This is a genomic window from Bradyrhizobium vignae (genome assembly GCF_900324035.1).
Lineage (GTDB): Bacteria > Pseudomonadota > Alphaproteobacteria > Rhizobiales > Xanthobacteraceae > Bradyrhizobium > Bradyrhizobium vignae.
Genome location: NZ_LS398110.1, coordinates 4,132,667 through 4,148,543 on the forward strand (window position 1 = coordinate 4,132,667; position 15,877 = coordinate 4,148,543).

Genomic DNA, 15,877 nt, shown 5'->3' on the forward strand with positions numbered 1-15,877 from the left:
CCACGTCTTTGCCGCGCAGAACCAAGAACGTGGATGCCCGGGACAAGCCCCATGACGACTGAGACCGCCTGCGCCCACGCGCCGGGAGCAGGGGAGGCCTGCACGGGGCCGATCCGGGCCGTTTCGCGGCAAGTTCCCGTTGCGCCCGCCGGGTCCGTGCGCTATCCGGCCGGAAAGGCCTGAGGCGGCTTTCATTTTCTGCCCGGCCCAAGCCAATCGAGGACGGAAACCGCCATGCCAGCCTATCGCTCCCGCACCACCACCCACGGCCGCAACATGGCGGGCGCCCGCGGCCTCTGGCGTGCGACGGGCATGAAGGACGGCGATTTCGGCAAGCCGATCATCGCGGTCGTCAACTCCTTCACCCAGTTCGTGCCCGGCCACGTCCATCTCAAGGATCTCGGCCAGCTGGTGGCGCGCGAGATCGAGCAGGCCGGCGGCGTGGCGAAAGAGTTCAACACCATCGCAGTCGACGACGGCATCGCCATGGGCCATGACGGCATGCTCTACAGCCTGCCCTCTCGCGAGTTGATCGCCGACAGCGTCGAGTACATGGCCAACGCGCACTGCGCCGACGGACTCGTCTGCATCTCCAACTGCGACAAGATCACGCCCGGCATGCTGATGGCCGCGCTGCGGCTCAACATCCCCGCCGTGTTCGTCTCGGGCGGCCCGATGGAGGCCGGCAAGGTCAAGCTCGAGGGCAAGACCAGGGCCGTCGACCTCATCGACGCCATGGTGGCCGCCGCCGACTCCAAGGTCAGCGACGACGACGTCAAGGTGATCGAGCGCTCGGCCTGTCCGACCTGCGGCTCCTGCTCGGGCATGTTCACCGCCAATTCCATGAACTGCCTCACCGAGGCGCTTGGCCTCGCGCTGCCCGGCAACGGCTCGGTGGTCGCAACCCATGCCGACCGCAAGCGCCTGTTCGTCGAGGCCGGCCACACCATCGTCGATCTCGTCCGCCGCTACTACGAGCAGGACGATGCTTCGGTCCTGCCGCGCAACATCGCGAACTTCAAGGCGTTCGAGAACGCCATGACGCTCGACATCGCGATGGGCGGCTCTACCAACACCGTGCTGCATCTGCTCGCCGCCGCCCATGAAGGCCAGGTCGAGTTCACCATGCGCGACATCGACCGGCTGTCGCGCCGGGTGCCCGTGCTCTGCAAGGTCGCGCCGTCAGTGGCTGACGTGCACGTCGAGGACGTGCACCGCGCCGGCGGCATCATGGGCATTCTCGGCGAGCTCGACCGCGCCGGGCTGATCGACACTTCGGTCTCGACCGTGCACGCGCCGACCATGAACGAGGCATTGGAGCGCTGGGACATCAAGCGCACCAAGAGCGAACAGGTGCGCACCTTCTATCGCGCCTCGCCCGGCGGCATCCCGACCCAGGTCGCGTTCAGCCAGGAGCGCCGCTATGACGAGCTCGATGCCGACCGCGAGAAGGGCGTCGTGCGCGATCTCGAACATGCCTTCAGCAAGGACGGCGGTCTCGCCGTGCTCTACGGCAACCTCGCGCAGGACGGCTGCATCGTGAAGACCGCCGGCGTCGACGCCTCGATCCTGAAATTCTCCGGCCCCGCGCGCGTGTTCGAGAGCCAGGACGCCGCGGTCGAAGGCATTTTGGGCGGCAAGGTCGTCGCCGGTGACGTCGTCGTCGTGCGCTATGAAGGCCCGCGCGGCGGCCCCGGCATGCAGGAGATGCTGTATCCGACGAGCTATCTGAAATCGATGGGCCTCGGCAAAGCCTGTGCGCTCGTTACCGACGGCCGTTTCTCCGGCGGCTCCTCGGGCCTGTCGATCGGCCATCTGTCGCCGGAAGCTGCCGAAGGCGGCACCATCGGTCTCGTGCGCGACGGCGACCTAATCGCCATCGACATCCCGAACCGCAGCATCAGCCTGGAAGTCTCCGACGAGGAGCTCGCCAAGCGCCGCGCTGCGGAGGAGGCGAAGGGCGATGCCGCCTGGCAGCCGCAGAGCCGCAAGCGCAACGTCTCGACCGCGCTTCAGGCCTATGCCGCGCTCACCACCAGCGCCGCGCGCGGCGCGGTGCGCGAGGTGAAGCGGCGCTCGAGATAGGCGCCTGATCGGCACGTCACAGGCTGGATCGACGGTCTTCCGGAACGGCTCGCGGCTCCACGCGAGCGCGCGGATGCGCCGTTGCGGGAAACACGGAGCCGAAGAGAAGATTCGGAAAGAACGGCCCCCGCTTCCCGGGGCGTGGGCTGTTGGGGGTGGGAGCGGGAGCCGTTTGCGAAGTGGGCACCCGACGCGCGGGCTCGCCCGCCAGGCCCGGTCAACTTAGTGCATTTGTCCACACCTCGCTATTTAATTCTTATTATTTTTTATTTTATTTTCGATTTAATCGTGCCATCCTGAGAAACATCGCCGAAATTCATGTTTTCCGAATCCGGCCGAGGCGGTCACCATATCGAGATCCGTCCGCAACGCTCCGGATTGCCACTAGCGGAGCTAGCCATGAGTCATTCTCCATCACTCGTGCCGCAAATTACGACAGACCAGGACGTCTATCTCGTGCTCGATGATTTCGGCCGCCGGCTGGGCCGCGCCTGGTGTGAAACTGCCGAGGAGGATGCCAATCGCGCGACCCTGCTCAGACATCTCGCCGAAGGGCAGTATCTGCATCCCACACGCATCGTGGCCTTCAATACCGCGGAGGGATGGTCGCGGGATGCCACCGCCGAAATCGCCGACGAGCTGCGCCGCCGCTTCGTCGAACTCGAGGAGACCGATCCCTCGCTGCTGGAGTTCCTGGAAAGAGCCGCGAGGCGTTGAGGCTCGACCATCGGCGGAAGAAACTTCCGCTCGAACGAGTACCGCGGCGATGTCGAATTGCCGGAGCAGCGATCACGCTCTCGCTCGTCATGCGGACTTCGGAGCAGACGCCCATCGCGCGCCAATGCGCGTGGTCAATGAGTTCTTACCGGTTCGCCGCGATCAGCCGTTCGCGTTAAGGATGCCCCGACGAAGTTCGGCCAGGCAAGGTCTTGCGGCGTATACTCCCGCGACACTTCGCAAATCCATTTCGGGCAATTGGGGCACCACTGCAATGTCTCGTACTCTCGCCGTTGTTTTTTCCACTGCCGTCGCCGCGATGTCCATGACGGACGCAGCCTCCGCAGGCTGCTACAATTGCTATGCGCCGCCGTCGTGCACGACCTGCTATCAGCAGCAATATGTGCCGCCGCAATACCGTACCGTCGACGAGACCGTGATGGTCTCGCCCGGCGCCGTCGTCGCGCACCGCACGCCGGCGCAGTATCGCACCGTGATGGTGCCGCAGACCGTGATGGTGGCGCCCCCGAGCGTCCAGTACGAACGCATCCCGCCGCAATACGCCACGCGCCAACGCGTCGAGATGGTCTCGCCAGGCTATTCCTACTACGCCCCGGTGCAGATGGGCTGCGCGTCCTGCGGCTACTGATGCCACGTAACAGAACCGGCTTCGAGCGGCGCTCCTCCTGGGGCGCCGGTTTCGTTTGCGAGCAGCAAAACGAGGCCCGGGCATGGAGACCAATCCAACCCGGGCCTCGCAACCTGCGACGCCCTGGGAGATGTCGCCGGTATCGGGATTGCTAGGCGTGCAGCCTAAGGCAACAGGCTGACGCTTGCCTGACAAGGAGCTGGGAGGCGAGGGCGCCCAACTTCGCGTTGCCTTGCGCAGTCGACTGGGTTAAGCGACAGCCATTCCAAGCTCAGGAAGGGTGGCCGAGTGGTTTAAGGCACCGGTCTTGAAAACCGGCGTGCCCGCAAGGGTACCGTGGGTTCGAATCCCACCCCTTCCGCCAAAAGCTAAGCAAAATCAATTTATTATCTCTATTGGGCGCGGCTGTACACAAACGAACGTGCAATCGACCGTGGCTTAGACCCAGACGTCTTCACCTCATTGGGCGTGGCAATCTTGCTGGCGCCGTCGCCGTTCGGCTTATCGCATGCCGCCTCAAACAGAGAGGCCCGCCAGCGTGAACCGAACCATTCACGGGGGGGTCATACCGGCTGAAGCACCCTGCGCCTTGTGGAGGTTGTCGGATGATTATTATCGGGCTCGTCGCAGCGCTACTCACGGGTCAGGCTTTGCCGGCGATGGAGACTCACCAGCCCATCCAGCAGGTCCAGTATGGCGTCCCCAGGCACCCTCCGCCGTGCGGCGACGGCTGGGACGTCAGCGCCCGTGACGGCATGTGCTATCCAAACGGATACCTTCCTCCTCAAGAACAGGCCGCGAGGCAGTACTATTATCGCGGGGGCGGCTACGGCCATGGCAGATATCCGGTGCCCTGCGGCCATGGCGCCGACGTCGATATCCGAGATGGACAATGCTATCCAAACGGAACGGTACCCCCGCAGTTTCAGCAGGGCCGAGGGTACTACGGCGGTGACTACTACGATCGCGGTCCCCGACGCCGATATTATCGCTATTATTGAGCCCGCCAGCGTGAACCGGCGGGCCGAGGAGACTTCAGGCTGGGCGGCCTTCCATCATCTGCTGGAGGTCCCGCAGGAGTGAAGCGACCACCGGCTCGGGATCGCTCCCATCCACGCCGCCGAAAACCTCCCCGTCGATCTCCAGGCATCGCCACGTGGGCGCTTGTTGTGCCAGTGCGCCTTGATCTTAGATGCCCAGCTCATCAGTGATACCAGTGCTCCACGGAATATCCGTGTACGGCGTAGAATGAGCGCGGCATCGACGTCCGCGGTGCGGGCCGCGGCCACCTTGCCCGTGGCCTCGCGGAATTTGTCTGCAGCCTCGCGCCAGGCCTTGTGGTCCGAAGCGCCGGCGCGCCTCGCCATAACGACGAACGACAGCGGGGCAGGAACGCCCTCGAACGTCAGAGATTAGCCCGACAGGAAGTTTCACAGCGGGCCACGCATGTTCTTCTTTTTCTCGAACCGGCTGGGATGTCTCGGCTCGCTGCTGATCTCCGGCCTGGTCACTGTCGCACTTCTGTTCCTGTTCGGGATCATTCGATTCTAAGCGCCAGCGCGTGGTCCAAGTCGATGCTTCAACCAAGTCGATGCTTCAACCAAGTCGATGCTCCAACCAAGCCGATGCTCCAACGACGGAGAAACACATCCCGAAGCTTGCAGGAACCTGGCCTTGGCTCGCCTGTTGTTCGCACTCTCGACCCATTCATGGAGAGCGCTTGTGGAAAGTACGATCATCGGGGAATTCGATACGCGCCGCGGCGCCGAGCTCGCAGTTGAGCATGTCGTGCAGGAATGCGGCGTGCCGCGAAGCGATGTGTTCGTTCAAGCCGCCGGCGGCACCAACACGGTGGGGACCCGTCCGGCAGGTAGCGACGTCAAGGCGTCGCCCGCGCCGGAGGGGCGGCAGAAGCTGGAAGGTCCGATCGAGGTCTCCGTGGATTTTCACGGCGATGCGCCCGAGAAGATCGCAGATGTCTTGAGGAGCGCGGGTGCAAAGAGCGTGCATACCAGGTAACGGCATTCGCACGCACTGAAGACGTGGAACCCCTTGAGCGTCCGGCGCGTTTGGACGAAAACGCGAATTGCGAGGTCCACCTGCTTCAGAGTTCATCGACCCTGATGCCCGGCGACACCGTCTGGCGGCGGTGTGAAGCGCAGCGTGTGGCGGTTCTGAATGATGCTGCCGTTTATTTCGCGGCCCTCCGGCAAGCGCTGCTGGAAGCGCAAGATCTCGTCTATATCATCGGATGGGATATCCATAGTGAAACCAGGCTGGTCGGCGCTTCCGGGCGCGCAGATGACGGCTTGCCCGAACAACTCGGCGCCTTCCTGCGCGCGCTCGTTCATCGCCGCCCGACCTTGCGGATCGACATCCTCGTCTGGGACTTCGTCTCGTTTTACGCCTCCGAAAGGGAATGGAACTCTGCAGCGAAATTTACCGCCGAAACATATGGCCGCGTCCGGTTTCATCTGGATGCCACGCTTCCGTTTGGATCGGCGCAACACCAGAAGATCGTCTGTATCGACGGTTCACTGGCGTTCGTCGGCGGGCTCGATCTGACGATCAGGCGCTGGGACACGAGCGAGCATCGTGCCGTTCACGAATTGCGCTGCGATCCCGAGGGTAAGCCATACCCGCCCTTTCATGATGTTCAATGCATGGTCGACGGGGAGGCTGCGGCCTCGCTCCTCGACATTGCGGAAGGGCGATGGCGTGCGGCAGGGGGAAAGGCGCACGACCGGCGCGCGCCGAGGAGCAGTCGCTGGCCGGCGAATGTACCGATCGAGGCCGAGCATATGCCGGTCGGCATCGCCAGGACCGAGGTCGTCTGTCCTGCAGGCTCGAGCATCAATGAGGTCGAACGCTCGTTGATTGCAGCGATCCGGTCCGCGACGAGTTTCATTTACATCGAGAACCAGTTCACCAGCGCCATCAAGATCGCGCGTGAACTGGTGGAGCAGATGCTTCGCGTGCCTTCGCTTCGGGTACTGGTGGTCGCGCCCAAGCTGCACTCCTCATGGCTGGAATCCCAGGCCATGCAAAACGGCCGCGGAGCTTTCATCGATTGCTTCGGCACGGCGGGTATCGCGGATCGCATCCGCTTCGTCTACCCGGTCTCACGCAGCGGGGACACGGACGCTGCCGTGATGGTGCACAGCAAGCTCATCATCGTCGATAACAGGATCTTGAGGATCGGCTCGGCCAACCTGAACAATCGGTCGATGGGGGCCGACAGCGAATGTGACCTGATTTTTGAAGCCGCAACCGAGGAGCATCGGGATTTCATCGCGTCGGTCCGCCGCCGCCTGATCGCCCATTTCTGTGGTCTCGACGAACAGATCATAGGGCAAAACGAGGATCGTCTTTTCGCTGTGCTGGACGACGTGGCGAGCGCCGATGGGGCGAAGACGCTGCGGGACGTGGAGTGCTCGGTCCTGACCAGTACGCTGGCCACAATGGTTCAGCCCGTGGCGGATCCTGAGCGGCCTCTTCATCTGGAACGGGCGGCATCGCGCATGTGGCGCACGAAGACCATAATTGGCATTGCGTCGATAGCGGTGGGGCTTTTCGGACTGGGAATGGCTTGGTCGTACACGTCATTGACTGATTTTGCCGACGCCGCGCATATCTCGGCTCTACTGTCTGCCTACTCGCAGTCCATCTGGGGTCCACTGTTCGCGATCACCGCGTTTGTCGTCGGCGGGCTGGTCGTGTTTCCGGTTCTCGTGCTCATTGCAGCTACTGCTGCCGCACTCGGGCCATGGCTGGGCTTCGTCACCGCAATGGCCGGCGTCTTGCTCAGCGCTTTCGTTCTTTTTGTGATCGGGCGGTCACTTGGCCGAGAACGCCTCCAGAAGTTGCTCGGCCGACGTGCGGGGCGCATCCAGGAACGTGTCGTGGGCGAGGGCATTCTGGCTGTCGTCGTGATCCGGATGATTCCCGTCGCACCATTCTCGTTGGTGAATGTCGTGGCCGGAGCGAGCACGCTGCCGCTGCGCGACTTCCTGGTTGGAACTCTGCTGGGCATGATGCCCGGAATTCTCGCCATGGCCGTTCTGGGCGCTCAGATCGCGGATCTGGCCAGGAATGCCTCCTGGAGCAACATTTTGCTGCTGGCCCTGGCATTTCTGGGCTGGCTCGGGATCTGCGCGGGCGCACAATTCGTCGCGACGTGGCTCGCTGGGAGGCGCTGATGGCGCCGATGCGCTTCATGACCTGGAATGTGCACGGCACGTTCAATCTCAATCCGACATTCGATCTGGAGGGGGTTTGCTGCATCATTCGCAAGTGGTCGCCGGATGTCGTGGCGCTTCAGGAGGTGGATTCGCGATCGCGGTCCGACGATCCGTTTGCGAAGCTGGCGAGTGTCGTCGGCGATCATCGCGTTCACGCCAAGTCGATCGTCACTCGGGATGGCGAGTACGGTCAGATGCTCCTGAGCCGCTTTCCGTTCTCCAGCGTGCCCGAGATCGTCGACGTATCGTATCGGGAGCGGGAACCACGCAGAGCGATTGCCACGGGACTGCTGACACCTTTTGGCGATGTGCGCGTGGTGGCCACTCATCTCGGCCTCAGTGTCCACGAGCGCTATGCGCAGGCTCGGGCTCTGGCGAGCCTGGTGAAACCTGGAAGGACCGTCGTCCTCGGCGACTTCAACGACTGGTTCTGGGTGAAGTCGGTGCGGCGCGTGCTCGCGCAGGTCTGTCCAAACCGTACGCGGCTTCGAACCTTCCCGGCGCGTCTGCCCCTTCTACGGCTCGACAGGATCTATGCAACGCCCGACAGCCGGTTTGGGAACGTTTGGACCGACCGAGAGGCAAGGGCTTATTCCGACCATTTGCCTGTGCTTGCAGACATCGAGATGGAGATGTCGTCGGCTGACGGAAGAGGACCTTCGTGAGACCGATCGGCTGTCCTGGTGATTTTCCGAAGACGGCAGTACGGACTGTTTGGCCCGACGGCTCGACCGCCATTTGCGCGGATGCAAAAGGTGTTGTCGCAGCAGGACTTAGCTACTGTGCATGGGGTTGTTTTGCGAGTTATTGCGTCTGCGCTCAAGGGCCCCTCAGCTCGCCAAGCGGAACTTTTTCCTTGCCGCTACGTTGATTTGGCATGACTGAAGACCTTTCCTTCCGACGCAAACCCCTGACCCCCGAACAGCGCCACGCGCGCGATGCGGCACGCCGGATCGAGGCGGAGAAGGCCATGCGCGATTATGAAGCGGCGCAGAAGGCGTTTTACGCCAACAAGGAACGGCTGAAGGCCGAGCGGCTGGCCCGCGAAGCAGCGGCAGCGAAAGGCTGAGCGAACGCGCACGCCGCCCGATCTCTGAATCGCTTCACCCGACTGGGTTCCGGCGGCCAGTGCCGCTTGGACGTGCCCCTTGAACGTGCCCCTTGGACGTGCCCCTTGGACGTGCTCCTTGGCCTCAGGCCACCTTGAGCGCCTGGACGGCTTCTGCAAACGCCCCGCGGGGTGATTGTGCCTCGATCGCTTCGGCCGCGGCGCGACAATCGTCGGCGACCTTCGGCAGCCCGCTTCGTACGCGATCCAGGGTGGAGAGGGCGGCCTGCTCCAGGCAGACCCGTTCAAGCCGTCGAAACTCCCGCAGCTCTCTCTTCATGCGTCAGCTCTCGATGTCTCCGCGCCATGCGGCGCTGAATCTGCTTAACGAGTTGTAAGCATTCCGAGCCTTGAGCGAATTGACTGGCGCGGGGCTTCCCGTGCACCCGGCCTGGGGCGCATCGCCAGGCTTGACGGCGTTCGGCTTCCGGGAGGAAGCTTCAAATGATCCTAAACTGACGTGAACCGCGGAGACGTTCGCTCCCAGCAGGTCCGATCCTCATCAGCGAAATCAGATGGAGCTGACCATGACCACGTTCGACAAGCGCGAGCAGGGCTTTGAGGCCAAATTCGCCCGCGACGAGGAATTCATGTTCAAGGCGACCGCGCGGTCCAACAAGCTGCTCGGGCTGTGGGCCGCAGGCCAGCTCGGGCTCAGCGGCGATGCTGCGGCACGCTACGCAACCGCGCTGGTGACGGATCATCTGGAGAGCCGGACGATCGACGATGTCGTCGGCAAGGTGTCGGGTGATCTCGCAGACAAAGGCGTCGCGCGTGAGCAGGTCGCTCAGAAGCTTCAGGAGTGTCTGCACCAGGCGCTGGCGCAGCTCGAAGCGGACAAGCAGTGAGAGATGGCCGGCGGAAGACGCGATGCGGTTGCCGCCTTCCATGGGCGGTGCTGTTTCGTGCTACCGTCGCGATCGGCGGTCTTGCGATGGCGACGAACCGGAGGTGGGGCGTGTCTGGAAACTGTTTTGGCAAGTGGTCCGGTGCGGTCACATGCGCGGGCATCATGCTGGTTGGTGCAGGCGGCGCCGAGGTCTCGGCGACGCCGCTGACGCCGTTTCGCTACGAGGCTCAGGCGCAGCGTCATTGCCCGCACGACAGGGTGGTCTGGCTCGATTTCAGGAAGGGCATCTACTACCGCAAGGGTCAGAAGCGCTACGGCCAGGGCTTCGACGGCAGCTTCGTTTGCCTGCGCGAGGCCGGCGACAGCTTCTATCGCCGTTCGCTGTTGGGCCTGCGCTGAGCGGCGCGTCCCCGGAGCTCGCGGTCAACTGACGAAGCTGTGTGCTGTGTCGCGATGGCTTGGCTGGAGATCAGAGAGGTGACTCAGGCAAACGCAAGAGCGACGAGACTCGAGCACAGCAGCACCAAGCCGCCGGCGGTCAAGGCCAGGAAGCCATTGGATACGAGGTCATGGTTGCGCATGGGACACCTGCCGCTCCCGTCTTCGATGCGCGGTCGGATCGGTCAAACTCGTCCGAACGCGCCGCCTTGAAAGAGGTGATGCTTGCCGCCCGCGCGAGTGCCTTCAGGCCCTCGTGCGGTAACCTTCAAACGCATGGGCCAGGAAGATCCCCGCGCTTACTAGACCCATCAGTGCCGAAACAGTCTCGATCATCGTCAAATTCCAAAACCCGCCCTTACATCCGAGAGAACGCGTGCAGCCTTGCACAGTCAAAAGAATTTCGGTGAGCGGCGTGACAATGGGGGTGGAGTGAGGATTTGGCGCAACAGAATGTCCAGGAGTGGCACTCCAGGAGTGGCACAGAGAAGGGCGCCTCAGCTCCGTAGACCGACGGGAAGAAGCGAACGTGGCGTTTACCATCCTGACGTGATCGCTGTGGGCTCCCCATTTCCGCCGTGTTCGGGTTGCGTTATCCTTACCACTTCGGACGCGGTGGTGGGCCGTTTCGGAAACAGAGGGCCGGACAGCGCTCCCCGTGGCCAAAGCGGGTTGGGCACGTCTCCGGCGAAGTGGTATTTGGGGCGCATGGGGATCCAACGGTCAGATTCGGTTTTGCGAGCCGCGCGCGGTGTTGCGGCGGTCGCAACTTGCGTTGTGCTGGCCAATTGCGCCTCCTCGAACAAGTTCGCCAGCCGCGTCGATCCGAAATACGGCGTGTCGTCGAGCCCCCGGGTGGTGGCCTGGGGCGATCCGGTCCCGAAGGGCGGCGGCACCTACCGCGTCGGCAAACCTTATGTCGTGGCGGGTAAGACCTACGTGCCCGAGGAGGACGTCAACTACCGCGCCGAGGGCTTGGCGTCCTGGTACGGCGATGATTTCCATGGCCGCCTGACCGCCAATGGCGAAGTGTTCGACATGGCCTCGCTGACCGCGGCGCATCCGACCCTGCCGATGCCGTCCTACGCGCGGGTGACCAACATCTCGAACGGCAAGTCGCTGATCGTCCGCGTCAATGACCGCGGGCCGTATCACGGCAACCGCCTCATCGATGTCTCGAACAAGGCCGCCGAACTCCTTGAATTCAAAGGCAATGGCGTTGCGAGGGTCCGGGTCGAATATGTCGGCCGGGCGCCGCTTGAAGGCTCCGACGACCGCCAGCTGATGGCCACCTTGCGCACCGGCGTTCCGGCACCGTCGCCGTCGATGGTGCGGGTCGCGTCTGCCAAGCCGTTCGTCCCGGAGCTGCCGTCCTCGACCCGCGGTGCCATTCGCGGCGAGGTCCCGCTGCCGGAGGGGCGGCCCTACAATCTCGGCAACAGCTCGGCCGACATGGCCTCGCTCAACGCGACGTCGGAAATGTCGGCATCGAGCCGCAGCCGGGGCCGGGCGCTCCAGAACGCCCGCGCGGTGTCCTATGACGAGGACGGCCGCTATGCGACCGAGAGCGCTCTCTCGTCAGCCGATGGCGCCGCCGAGGCCCGCAGCATCCTGAGCGGCCGCGGGCTCTACTGAGCCGCGCTCGCCGTCAGGAATTTCACCAGCGCCGCGTTCACCTCGTCGGGCCGCTCCTGCTGCACCCAATGGCCGGCGCCATCGAGGATCAGCTTGCCCTTGAGATTGGGCAGCACGCGTTCGAGCTCGTTGACGCGCTTGGCGCCGATCAGGCCAGTGATTACGGCGTCTTTTGAGCCGGCGATAAAGAGGGACGGCTGGTGGATCTGCGCGTCCTGCCAGGGCGCGGTCAGTTCCCAATTGCGGTCGATGTTGCGGTACCAGTTCAGCCCGCCGCGGAAGCCGGACTTGCGGAAGCTTTCGGTGAAGTAGGCCAGATCAGCCTCGCTCAGCCAGCCGGGCAGCGGCTCCTCGGCGCCCGCATGGCCGAGGAAGCCCTTGCCCTCCTGCACGAACATGGCCGCGGTGGGATCGGCGAGGCCCCGTCCGCCGAGGACGATGCGCATGGTGCGGGCGACGTCACGCTCGAGCTCGGCCTCGGCGATGCCGGGCGCCTGGAAATACTGCCAGTAGAAGTTGGTGACGCCGCCCTGGCGCAACAATTCGAGCGGTTTGGCGCGACCGCGAAAGGGCGGCGGAACACTCAGGCCCGCGACGGCGGTGAAGATGTCGGGACGGAACAGCGCCGCATGCCAGGCGACCGGAGCGCCCCAGTCGTGGCCGACCACCATCGCCTTGGTCTCGCCCAGCGCCTGGACGAGGCCGACGACGTCGCCGACCGTGTCGAAGATCGAGTAGGCGTTCACATCAGGCGGCGCTGCGCTCTGGCCGTAGCCACGCATGTCGGGGGCGACGACGTGAAACCCGGCCCCGGCGAGCGCGGGGATCTGGTGGCGCCAGGAGTAGGACAGTTCCGGCCAGCCATGGCACAGCACCACCAGCGGACCTTGGCCGGCTTCGCGAACGAACAGCTCGACCCCATTGGCCTTGATCATCCGAGTTGAGGACATTCGCTTTTCCGCCTTGTTTCAGGGGTTTGGTCGAGAAACATGAGATGCCACGATAGGGGCGCGACGAGAATCGTGCAATCTCAGGGACAGCGTCCAACCGCGTGTTGTTCGCATCTGTTCCAGCTGTTAGAACGCCTCTCTCAGGGCTTCGCCATGGCATTTCGTCTCCCTTCGCTTCGTCGCAACTGGCCCACCGCCAGCATGCTGGCGCGCGGGCTGATCGCGACGGTTTTGGTGGCGTGCATCGGCTGGGGTGGGGCTCTCTATGCCGCCAATCAGAGTGTCCAAGGCGCCAAGAAAGCGGAAGATGCCGGCTTCGATGGCGATGCCCCGACCTCGATCCTGATCGAAGCCTCCTCAGGCAGCGTACTGTTCGAGAAGAACGCCGACGAGCTGCGCGCGCCCTCGAGCATGATGAAGTTGATGACGGTAGAGGTCGTCTTCAATGCCATCAAGAAGGGGGACATCAAGCTGACCGACGAGTACCGGATCAGCGAGAATGCCTGGCGCAGGGGCGGGGCGCCCTCGGGCGGCTCCACCATGTTCGCCGCCATCAACAGCAAGGTCTCCGTCGACGATCTCCTTCACGGCGCGATCATCCAGAGCGGCAATGATGCCTGCATTGCGCTTGCCGAAGCCATGGCGGGCAATGAGCGCATCTTTGCCGCCGATTTCATGACCAAGCGTGCGCGCGAACTCGGCCTTACCAGATCGACCTTCGCCAATTCCAACGGCTTGCCCGACCCGGGCAACAAGATGACGGTGCGCGAGCTCGGAATCCTCGCCCGGCACATAATTCTGGACTACCCCGAGTTCTACAAACTGTTCGGCGAGAAGGAGTTCACCTGGAACAAGATCCGCCAGCCCAACCGCAATCCGCTGCTCAATTCGATGGAAGGCGCCGACGGTCTCAAGACCGGCTACACCAAGGAAGGCGGCTATGGCATGGTGGGCTCGGCCGTGCAGAACGGCACGCGATTGATCGTGGTCGTCAACGGTCTCGAGGATGCCGATGACCGCGCCTCCGAAGCCAAGAAGATGCTTGAATGGGGTTTTCGCAATTTCGAGACCCGCACGCTGATCGCGGCCGAGCAGCCTGTCGGCTACGCCAAGGTGTTCGGCGGCGAGAGCCGCTCGGTCAAGCTCGTGGCGAAGACGCCGGTGAAGGTGATGGTGCACAAGAATGGCAGCGACAAGCTGATTGCGCGCATCGTCTATAGCGGCCCGGTGCGCGCGCCGGTCGAGGCCGGCCAGCAGGTCGGCGTGGTCAAGGTTTGGCGCAGCGGCAACATTGCGGTCGAGACGCCGGTCTATGCGGCCGAATCTGTCGGAACCGGCTCGACCATGCGTCGCGCGATCGATGGCGCCAGCGAGCTCGTGATCGGCATGTTCCGCGCGGGCGCCGAGAAGCTCTGATCATGAGTGAGAGCGCGGCACAGCGGCCGTCCGGACGCGGACGCTTCATCACCTTTGAAGGCGGCGAGGGCACGGGCAAGTCGACCCAGATCAAGAAGCTCGCTGACCGCCTCAAGGCGGCGAAGCTGCGCGTCCGGGTCACGCGTGAGCCGGGCGGCTCGCCGGGCGCCGAGATCATGCGTCATCTGGTGCTGTCGGGCATGGGCAAGCTGCTCGGCCCCGAGGCGGAGACGCTGCTGTTTGCCGCCGCGCGCGATGACCATGTCCACACCGTGATCCAGCCTGCGCTGAATCAGGGCACCTGGGTGCTCTGCGACCGCTTCGCCGACTCGACACGGGCCTATCAGGGCAGCCTTGGCCGCGTACCCGAGGGCCTGATCAACGCCATGCAAAGGGTCACCATCGGCGATCTCAAGCCCGATCTCACCATCATCCTCGACTTGCCGGTCGAGATTGGCCTGCAACGCGCCGCCGCGCGCCGCGGCAGCGGCACGCCTGACAGGTTCGAGTCCGAGAAGCTCAGCTTCCACCAGGACCTGCGCGAGGCCTATCGCAAGATCGCGGCGGAGGATCCCGCGCGCTGCGTGCTGATCGATGCCAATTCCGACCCCGAAACGGTCGCCGGGCGCGTCTGGACCGCGCTGCGCGAGCGTCTGCTCCCCACGCCTGCGTCAGTGATTTCCGCATGAGCCCGCGTCAGGCCGAGCGCGAAACCGCCATTCCGCATCCGCGCGAGACATCGCGGCTGTTCGGCCATCGCGAGGCCGAGGCCGCGCTGCTTGCGGCCTATCGCAGCGGACGCATTCCGCATGCCTGGCTGATCGGCGGACCGCAAGGGATCGGCAAGGCGACGCTGGCCTATCGCATGGCGCGCTTCGTGCTCGCCCATTCTCAGCCGCTGGCCCCCGCCGTGCAACGCGCCGAAGACCTCGCCATCGATCCCGATGACGCCGTGGCGCGGCAGGTGGCGGCCGGCTCGCATGGCGGGCTGCTGACGCTGGAGCGTACCGCCAACGATCGCGGCGTGATGCGCACCGTGATCACCGTTGACGAGACGCGCGAGACGATCGCGTTCTTTGGCTCGACCGCGGCGGCCGAAGGCTGGCGCGTCTGCATCGTCGACACGGTCGACGAGCTCAATCCAAACGCGGCGAACGCGCTCCTGAAAATTCTCGAAGAGCCGCCGCAGCAATCGCTGTTCCTTTTGGTGAGCCACGCGCCCGCGCGGGTGCTTGCCACGATCCAGTCGCGCTGCCGCAAGCTGCGCCTGCGGCCGCTCGCCACGGATGATGTGATCGGGGCGGCAGCTTCGGCGGCCGAGCTCGATCCGAACGATCCGGCGCTGCGCGAGGCGGCCGATGCTTCCGAGGGAAGCGTCGCGCGGGCGCTGACGCTGCTCGGTGGCGACGCGCTGAAGCTTCAGCAGCGCACGGCGGCGCTGCTTGCGCGCCTGCCGCAGGTCGATCCGCGCGAATTGCACACGCTGGGCGATTCGCTCGGCACCAGCGACCGCGTCGCGCTTGCCGCCTTCATCGATGGCATCGACCGCTGGATCGCGGAGCGCCTGCATGCGGATGAGGCCAATGCCAACCAGAACCTGCCGCGCCTTGCGCGCCTAGCTGAGGTATGGGAAAAGATCGTCCGCGCCGCGCGCGACACCGAAACCTACAATCTGGAACGAAAGCCCTTGGTTTTCTCGGTGTTCGGCTGGCTGGCGGACGCAACGCGCTAGAGCATGATCCGGAAAAGTGTGTAGCAATTTTCCGAAAGGATCATGCTCAAGACAAT

The 15,877-nt window shown here is 64.1% G+C and carries 16 protein-coding genes and 1 tRNA gene; 15 read left to right on the forward strand and 2 right to left on the reverse strand.

Annotation, left to right across the window (positions count from 1 at the left end; translation table 11 throughout):
• Nucleotides 1-234: 234 nt before the first annotated feature.
• From ilvD to BRAD3257_RS20140, 9 genes are all read left to right on the forward strand, one after another.
• Complete coding sequence (gene ilvD / locus BRAD3257_RS20100) at nucleotides 235-2,085, forward strand: dihydroxy-acid dehydratase (protein ID WP_122403250.1); 1,851 nt, start codon at nucleotides 235-237, stop codon at nucleotides 2,083-2,085.
• 399 nt (nucleotides 2,086-2,484) lie between these two features.
• The gene (locus BRAD3257_RS20105) at nucleotides 2,485-2,802 is read left to right on the forward strand and encodes a hypothetical protein (RefSeq protein WP_122403251.1); all 318 of its coding nucleotides are present in this window, start codon (nucleotides 2,485-2,487) and stop codon (nucleotides 2,800-2,802) included.
• 325 nt (nucleotides 2,803-3,127) lie between these two features.
• Nucleotides 3,128-3,451, forward strand: coding sequence for a hypothetical protein (locus BRAD3257_RS40080; RefSeq protein WP_162500275.1), 324 nt, complete (start codon nucleotides 3,128-3,130; stop codon nucleotides 3,449-3,451).
• 274 nt (nucleotides 3,452-3,725) lie between these two features.
• Nucleotides 3,726-3,815: transfer RNA gene (locus BRAD3257_RS20115), tRNA-Ser, on the forward strand.
• A gap of 241 nt (nucleotides 3,816-4,056) precedes the next feature.
• Nucleotides 4,057-4,452, forward strand: coding sequence for a hypothetical protein (locus BRAD3257_RS20120; RefSeq protein WP_129143479.1), 396 nt, complete (start codon nucleotides 4,057-4,059; stop codon nucleotides 4,450-4,452).
• Nucleotides 4,453-5,173: 721 nt separating this feature from the next.
• A complete protein-coding gene (locus BRAD3257_RS20125) occupies nucleotides 5,174-5,470 on the forward strand; it encodes a hypothetical protein (RefSeq protein ID WP_122403254.1) in 297 nt (98 codons plus the stop codon).
• Nucleotides 5,471-5,520: 50 nt separating this feature from the next.
• Complete coding sequence (locus BRAD3257_RS20130; RefSeq protein WP_244607652.1) at nucleotides 5,521-7,650, forward strand: VTT domain-containing protein; 2,130 nt, start codon at nucleotides 5,521-5,523, stop codon at nucleotides 7,648-7,650.
• Nucleotides 7,650-8,357 carry an endonuclease/exonuclease/phosphatase family protein gene (locus tag BRAD3257_RS20135; RefSeq protein WP_122406671.1) on the forward strand — a complete coding sequence of 236 codons (708 nt, stop codon included), beginning with the start codon at nucleotides 7,650-7,652 and terminating at the stop codon, nucleotides 8,355-8,357. The genes BRAD3257_RS20130 and BRAD3257_RS20135 overlap by 1 nt, the downstream gene beginning before the upstream one ends.
• 212 nt (nucleotides 8,358-8,569) lie before the next feature.
• A complete protein-coding gene (locus BRAD3257_RS20140) occupies nucleotides 8,570-8,761 on the forward strand; it encodes a hypothetical protein (RefSeq protein WP_122403255.1) in 192 nt (63 codons plus the stop codon).
• A gap of 124 nt (nucleotides 8,762-8,885) precedes the next feature.
• On the opposite strand, the gene BRAD3257_RS20145 is transcribed toward BRAD3257_RS20140, so the two are convergent.
• Complete coding sequence (locus BRAD3257_RS20145) at nucleotides 8,886-9,080, reverse strand: hypothetical protein (protein ID WP_122403256.1); 195 nt, start codon at nucleotides 9,078-9,080, stop codon at nucleotides 8,886-8,888.
• Between the two features lie 247 nt (nucleotides 9,081-9,327).
• Between BRAD3257_RS20145 and BRAD3257_RS20150 the strand changes: the two genes are divergently transcribed.
• The 3 genes from BRAD3257_RS20150 to BRAD3257_RS20165 all read left to right on the forward strand — a co-directional run bounded on the left by BRAD3257_RS20150 (nucleotide 9,328) and on the right by BRAD3257_RS20165 (nucleotide 11,723).
• Nucleotides 9,328-9,648: a DUF1476 domain-containing protein gene (locus BRAD3257_RS20150; RefSeq protein WP_162500276.1), complete on the forward strand. Its 321-nt coding sequence runs from the start codon at nucleotides 9,328-9,330 to the stop codon at nucleotides 9,646-9,648.
• A gap of 86 nt (nucleotides 9,649-9,734) precedes the next feature.
• Nucleotides 9,735-10,049 (forward strand): hypothetical protein, encoded by a 315-nt coding sequence (locus tag BRAD3257_RS20155; protein WP_376707307.1) that lies wholly within the window; start codon nucleotides 9,735-9,737, stop codon nucleotides 10,047-10,049.
• A 747-nt stretch (nucleotides 10,050-10,796) separates the two neighbouring features.
• A complete protein-coding gene (locus tag BRAD3257_RS20165) occupies nucleotides 10,797-11,723 on the forward strand; it encodes a septal ring lytic transglycosylase RlpA family protein (RefSeq protein WP_122403258.1) in 927 nt (308 codons plus the stop codon).
• Here the strand turns inward: BRAD3257_RS20165 and BRAD3257_RS20170 are convergent.
• Nucleotides 11,717-12,673: an alpha/beta fold hydrolase gene (locus BRAD3257_RS20170; RefSeq protein WP_122403259.1), complete on the reverse strand. Its 957-nt coding sequence runs from the start codon at nucleotides 12,671-12,673 to the stop codon at nucleotides 11,717-11,719. The genes BRAD3257_RS20165 and BRAD3257_RS20170 overlap by 7 nt on opposite strands.
• A 153-nt stretch (nucleotides 12,674-12,826) precedes the next feature.
• On the opposite strand from BRAD3257_RS20170, the gene BRAD3257_RS20175 reads away from it, so the two are divergent.
• Genes BRAD3257_RS20175 through BRAD3257_RS20185 form a run of 3 tightly spaced genes read left to right on the forward strand, consistent with a single transcriptional unit; the run spans nucleotide 12,827 to nucleotide 15,821 of the window.
• Nucleotides 12,827-14,089: a D-alanyl-D-alanine carboxypeptidase family protein gene (locus BRAD3257_RS20175; RefSeq protein WP_162500277.1), complete on the forward strand. Its 1,263-nt coding sequence runs from the start codon at nucleotides 12,827-12,829 to the stop codon at nucleotides 14,087-14,089.
• A gap of 2 nt (nucleotides 14,090-14,091) precedes the next feature.
• Nucleotides 14,092-14,778, forward strand: a complete 687-nt coding sequence (tmk, locus tag BRAD3257_RS20180; RefSeq protein ID WP_122403261.1) for a dTMP kinase — start codon at nucleotides 14,092-14,094, stop codon at nucleotides 14,776-14,778.
• Nucleotides 14,775-15,821 carry a DNA polymerase III subunit delta' gene (locus BRAD3257_RS20185; RefSeq protein ID WP_122403262.1) on the forward strand — a complete coding sequence of 349 codons (1,047 nt, stop codon included), beginning with the start codon at nucleotides 14,775-14,777 and terminating at the stop codon, nucleotides 15,819-15,821. Before tmk ends, BRAD3257_RS20185 begins: the two co-directional genes overlap by 4 nt.
• Nucleotides 15,822-15,877: the final 56 nt, after the last annotated feature.